General features: G+C 63.3%; 6 protein-coding genes. All 6 read left to right on the top strand.

Features of this window, described 5'->3' with window-relative positions; translation table 11 throughout:
- Positions 1-229: 229 nt before the first annotated feature.
- The gene (gene rbsK, locus WMO66_RS04810) at positions 230-1,207 is read left to right on the top strand and encodes a ribokinase (protein WP_349135254.1); all 978 of its coding nucleotides are present in this window, start codon (positions 230-232) and stop codon (positions 1,205-1,207) included.
- A 3-nt stretch (positions 1,208-1,210) separates the two neighbouring features.
- A complete protein-coding gene (locus WMO66_RS04805; RefSeq protein WP_349135253.1) occupies positions 1,211-1,822 on the top strand; it encodes an SIS domain-containing protein in 612 nt (203 codons plus the stop codon).
- Positions 1,823-2,164: 342 nt separating this feature from the next.
- Positions 2,165-2,416, top strand: coding sequence for a heavy-metal-associated domain-containing protein (locus tag WMO66_RS04800; RefSeq protein WP_349135252.1), 252 nt, complete (start codon positions 2,165-2,167; stop codon positions 2,414-2,416).
- Positions 2,417-2,528: 112 nt separating this feature from the next.
- Positions 2,529-3,554, top strand: coding sequence for a helix-turn-helix domain-containing protein (locus tag WMO66_RS04795; protein WP_349135251.1), 1,026 nt, complete (start codon positions 2,529-2,531; stop codon positions 3,552-3,554).
- Positions 3,555-3,790: 236 nt separating this feature from the next.
- A complete protein-coding gene (gene sigG, locus WMO66_RS04790; RefSeq protein WP_349135250.1) occupies positions 3,791-4,564 on the top strand; it encodes an RNA polymerase sporulation sigma factor SigG in 774 nt (257 codons plus the stop codon).
- A 59-nt stretch (positions 4,565-4,623) separates the two neighbouring features.
- Positions 4,624-4,902, top strand: a complete 279-nt coding sequence (locus WMO66_RS04785; RefSeq protein ID WP_349135249.1) for a PRC-barrel domain-containing protein — start codon at positions 4,624-4,626, stop codon at positions 4,900-4,902.
- Positions 4,903-5,007: the final 105 nt, after the last annotated feature.

Genomic DNA, 5,007 nt, shown 5'->3' with positions numbered 1-5,007 from the left:
AAGTGTGAAAGGAAACCGTCAGGGTGTCCTTTCGCGTTCCATAACCCGCCGCAGCGGCAGAATTGCAAAATCATGCTGCAAAAATTGATTTTGCAATTCTGAAAGCAGCTTGGCGAAAAAGGCTCGAAGGGACTTTTTTGACAAGCTGACGGGCGGTTTGCCGCCTGCGTGAATGAAAATCCGTCTCCCCGCTTCCTGCAGAGGAGACTCGCAAAAAAGGAGAAACACAATGGGAAAGAAACCGAAAATTCTGGTCGTCGGCAGCTTTGTCATGGACCAGATCGTCACGACGCGCGTCTTCCCGCGTCAGGGCCAGACGATCCTCGCCGAGCGCTTCAACAAGGCTCCCGGCGGCAAGGGCGCCAATCAGGCCGTGCAGATGGCCCGCCTCGGCGCGCAGGTCACGATGTGCGGCAAGCTCGGCCACGACGCAAACGGCGACGAGATGCGCCGCACCTGCGAGGAGGCAGGCATCGATACGTCCTGCATCCTTTATGACGACAACGCGGCCTCCGGCTGCTCCGTTATCATCCTCGAGGAGCAGCCGAACGGCGGCACCGAGAACCGCATCCTCGTCGTGCCCGGTGCGAACATGACCATCACGCCGGAGGACGTTGCCTTCCTGAAGGACCGCATCGCCGAATTCGACCTCGTCGTGCTCCAGCTCGAGATCCCGATGGAGATCAACACGATCGTTGCAAAATATGCCCACGGCAAGGGTGTGCCCGTCATGCTGAACCCGGCCCCCAGCGCCCCGCTGCCCGAGGAGCTGCTTGCCTGCCTGACGTACCTCTCCCCGAATGAGCACGAGGCCCGCGACCTGAGCGGCGTTGCCATCGGCCACGAGGGCAGCCATGTCGACGAGGCCTCCGTCCGCGCCGCCGCCGCGAAGCTCGGCGAAAAGGGCGTGGAAAAGCTGCTCATCACCATCGGCTCGGCCGGTGCGGCCCTCGTGGAGGACGGCCGGTTCGTGCTCAGTCCGTCCGTCCCCGGCGTCAAGGCCATCGATCCGACCGCAGCGGGCGATTCGTTCGTCGGCGCGTTCTGCGTGGCGGTCTGCAGCGGCCTGTCCTCCGAGGATGCCCTGCGCTTTGCCAACCACACGGCGGCCCTGACGGTCTCCCGTCTCGGCGCGATGCCGTCGCTTCCCACGCTGGCCGAGGTCGCAGCGACCATGCCTGGCGGCGTGAGCGGACTGGAGGGCTGAGATATGGAACGTACCTGGAAAGCCGATTATGAAAAATTCGCCCGCACGGCGCGCGAGAACGTCGCCGCCACGCTGGACAACATGGACTATCCCGCGCTCGAGCGCGCGGCGGAGCTGATCCTCGCGGCCAAGGCGGCGGGCAAGCGCCTGCATATCTCCGGCATCGGCAAGCCCGCGCATCTGGCGGGCTATGCGGCCTCGCTGTTCTCCTCCACAGGCACGCCCGCCTATTTCCTGCATGGCACCGAGGCCGTGCACGGCTCCTGCGGCCAGCTCGTGCCGGGCGATGTCGTCATCTTCATCTCCAACAGCGGCGAGACCGCCGAGATGAAGGCGACGGTCAGCGCCGTGAAGAACAACGGCTGCGCCGTCATCGGCGTGAGCGGCAACGCTTCTTCGTGGCTCGCGCAGCAGAGCGAGGTCCATCTGCTGGCCCATGCGGACGCCGAGGGCGGCCCGCTCGACCGCGCGCCCCGCGCCTCCATCCTGGCCGAGACCCTCGTGCTGCAGGCCCTGAGCGTCCTGCTGCAGAGCGAGGCCAAGGTCACGCCGCAGCAGTATGTCAAGTGGCATCCGGGCGGAAGCCTTGGCCATCTGCGCGAGAATGAGCGCTGAGACTTGACAAGCGCGGGACTCCGTGCTATCCTGAAAGCAGGTCAGAGAGCGTGTCAAAAAAGAATTTTTGACACGCTCTCAAACGAGACCCGTTTCACTGGGCTCTCGTTTGAAAGGGCTGCGGCTCGCGGCAGCGCACGAAGGGCGCGCCCTCCGCACGTTTGCGAGCCGAGCGGTATTTTCTCCGACGTACACGCCGCCGGAGAAAATGATTCCTACTTTCTTTGCGCCTGCGGGCGCAAACTCTGCGAGGCTTTTTCGGCAGAATGAAGCAGGTCATAAACGGCCTGCTTTTTTGAAACGATGGTTAGAGAATACTAACCTGAAATGGAGGCAATTTCTATGGTACAGATGACATTGAAGATCGACGGCATGCAGTGCGGCATGTGCGAGAGCCATGTGAACGACACGCTGCGCGCGGCCTTCCCGCTGAAGAAGGTCAGCTCGTCGCACAGCAAGGGCGAGACCGTGCTCGTCACGGCGGAGGAGATCCCGGAGGACGCCCTGCGCCGCGCGCTCGAGCCGACTGGCTACAAGCTCGTGTCCGTGCAGACTGCGCCTTATGTCAAGCGCGGCCTGTTCCACCGCGGCTGACTCACCTGGCGGTTGCGCGCTCCCGCTCCCGCGGCGCTTTCCTTTTTGCGCGGCGTGTGGTATGCTGTATCCAGAACGCAGCGCTGCACGACTTTGAACGGAGGAAACGAACATGGAGATCGGGAAAAAGATCCGCGAGCTTCGCATTGCCAGAAATCTGACGCAGGAGGCGCTGGCCGCCGAGCTGTCTGTCACGCCGCAGGCCATTTCCAAGTGGGAGTGCGGCACGACGACGCCGGACATCCAGCTCCTGCCGGACATCGCCATCTTCTTTGGCGTCACGCTCGACGAGCTGTTCTGCCTGACGGACGACAACGAGCTCGATCGCATCCAGAACCGGATCTGGGACAGCCGCCTGCTGCCGCAGGCCGAGCTGGAGCGGGCCGAGCGCTTTCTGCAGTCGCGCATCGAGGCGGGCTACCGCCCCGGCCGCTGCTGGTGCCTGCGCGCCCAGCTGCACAACCATCAGGCGCAGCAGCACCACGCGCTGGCGGCGGAATATGCCAGGCAGACGCTTGCCGTCAGCCCGACGGAGAAGGACGCCCACAGCGAGCTCTGCGAGGCGACCGGCGGCACGTTTGGCGACTGGTGCGTGCACAATCACGCCCGGCGTATCGCCTATTACCGCGAATTCGTCGCGGCGCACCCGGATTACCCGCGCGGCTACCTCTGGCTGCTCGACGACCTCATCGCGGACGGCCGCCTGACGGAGGCGCGGGACTATCTTGTCCAAATGGCCCGCGTGGACGACAGCTACCGCGTGCCGCTCTACCGCGGGAAAATTCTGCGTGCCGAGGGGCGCATGGAAGAGGCGCGTGCCTGCTGGGCTGAGATGGAGGAGCGATTCCCGGACGAATGGCTCGTCAGCCTGTCGCTCGGCGATCTGGCGGCGGAGCTGCAGGACTATGATGCGGCAGAGCGCTATTACCGCCGCGCCCTGACACAGCAGGCCCCGCCGCGCTATGTCGACGCGCTGGAGTCGCTGGCCATTCTCCGCGAGCTGCGGGGCGACACCGCCGGGGCCATCGCTGCGCGGGAGGAGCAGCTGGAGCTTTATCGCACGGAGTGGAGCTTCACGGAGGGCGAGACGGCCGACAGCGTCCGGCGCGACATCGCCCGCCTGCGCGAACAATTATAATTATAATATTATAATAGGGTATTTTCTTCGACGTACATGCCGCCGGAGAAAATGATTTCCACTGTTTGCGCTTGCGAGCGCAAACTCTGCGAGGCTTTTTTAACATTCTGAAGGAGCTCAGCTGCAGGACTGAGCTCTCCGTTTTTTTGCCTGCTGGTATCAAATCCGCCTGTCGGGAAATACTGTGACTATTCCCGTTTGATGGGAACAGTAAAACGACCGGAGGATACGGAGCCATGCAGGGCAAGGTGGAGATCTGCGGCGTGAACACGGCGCATCTGAAAACGCTGAAAAACGACGAAATGGTGGAGCTGCTGCGGCGCAGCCAGGCGGGGGATCAGGCGGCGCGCGAGCGCCTCATCGAGGGGAATCTCCGCCTCGTGCTGTCGGTCATCCAGCGCTTTCTCGGCCGCGGGGAGAACCCGGACGACCTGTTTCAGGTCGGCTGCGTCGGCCTTCTGAAGGCCATCGCCAATTTTGACGTGAATCTCAACGTCCGCTTCAGCACCTACGGCGTGCCGATGATCGCGGGCGAGATCCGCCGCTATCTGCGCGACAACAGCGCCATCCGCGTCAGCCGCTCCATGCGCGACACGGCCTACCGCGTGCTGCAGTGCCGCGAGGCCATGCAGGCCGAGCAGTCGCGCGAGCCGACGCTCGAGGAGGTGGCCAGACGGCTGGAGCTGCCGCTCGAGACCGTGAACACGGCCATGGACGCCATTTCCGTGCCCGTCTCGCTCTATGAGCCGGTCTACACGGATGGCGGCGACCCGCTGACCGTTATGGATCAGGTGCGCGACACGAAGAACACCGACGAGCAGTGGGTCGAGCGCATCGCGCTGCGCGAGGCCATCTCCACGCTCGGCGAGCGGGAAAAACGCATTCTGGCCCTGCGCTTTTTCGACGGCCGGACCCAGATGGAGGTCGCCTCCGAGGTCGGCATCTCGCAGGCGCAGGTCTCCCGGCTGGAGAAGAATGCCATCCGTACACTTCGGAAGGCGATTTGTTAAGGTATATCCGGCCCCGCCGCCGCATAGAATGTGGCAGACGAAATGGGGCAGGTGATCCGATGGAAGACCGGTTTTCCTCGCTGCGCTGCCGCGAGGTCATCAATATCTGCGACGGCTGCAGGCTCGGCTGCGTGTCGGACGTGGTCATCGATCTGAAGTGCGGCCGCGTGGCCGCGCTCGTCGTGCCCGTGCCGTGCCGCCTGTTCGGCCTGCTTGGCCGCCGAGATGACTATGTTATCCCGTGGGAGCAGGTCCGCCGTGTCGGCGCGGACATTATTCTCATTGAGTCCGAGCTGGATAAGACCCGCTGTCCCCGCCGGAAGAAGGAATTTTTCTAAGGGACCTCTGAATAAATCGCCTGCGGTGGATGCCGGATCTTTTTCGTCAATCCATCGGTATGAAAAACTTGAAATATTGCGCAGCCGTTGGCGGCTTTGCCGCCT

The sequence above is a fragment of the Faecousia intestinalis genome, assembly GCF_040096185.1.
In the GTDB taxonomy this organism is placed as follows: Bacteria; Bacillota; Clostridia; order Oscillospirales; family Oscillospiraceae; genus JAZOXB01.
The sequence above is the reverse complement of the archived record's forward strand: the minus strand, read 5'-3'. Positions and strand labels throughout refer to the sequence as shown.

Coding starts and splice junctions, on each gene's coding strand:
- rbsK (WP_349135254.1), top strand. CDS start 230: ATGGGAAAGAAACCGAAAATTCTGGTCGTCGGCAGCTTTGTCATGGAC.
- WMO66_RS04805 (WP_349135253.1), top strand. CDS start 1,211: ATGGAACGTACCTGGAAAGCCGATTATGAAAAATTCGCCCGCACGGCG.
- WMO66_RS04800 (WP_349135252.1), top strand. CDS start 2,165: ATGGTACAGATGACATTGAAGATCGACGGCATGCAGTGCGGCATGTGC.
- WMO66_RS04795 (WP_349135251.1), top strand. CDS start 2,529: ATGGAGATCGGGAAAAAGATCCGCGAGCTTCGCATTGCCAGAAATCTG.
- sigG (WP_349135250.1), top strand. CDS start 3,791: ATGCAGGGCAAGGTGGAGATCTGCGGCGTGAACACGGCGCATCTGAAA.
- WMO66_RS04785 (WP_349135249.1), top strand. CDS start 4,624: ATGGAAGACCGGTTTTCCTCGCTGCGCTGCCGCGAGGTCATCAATATC.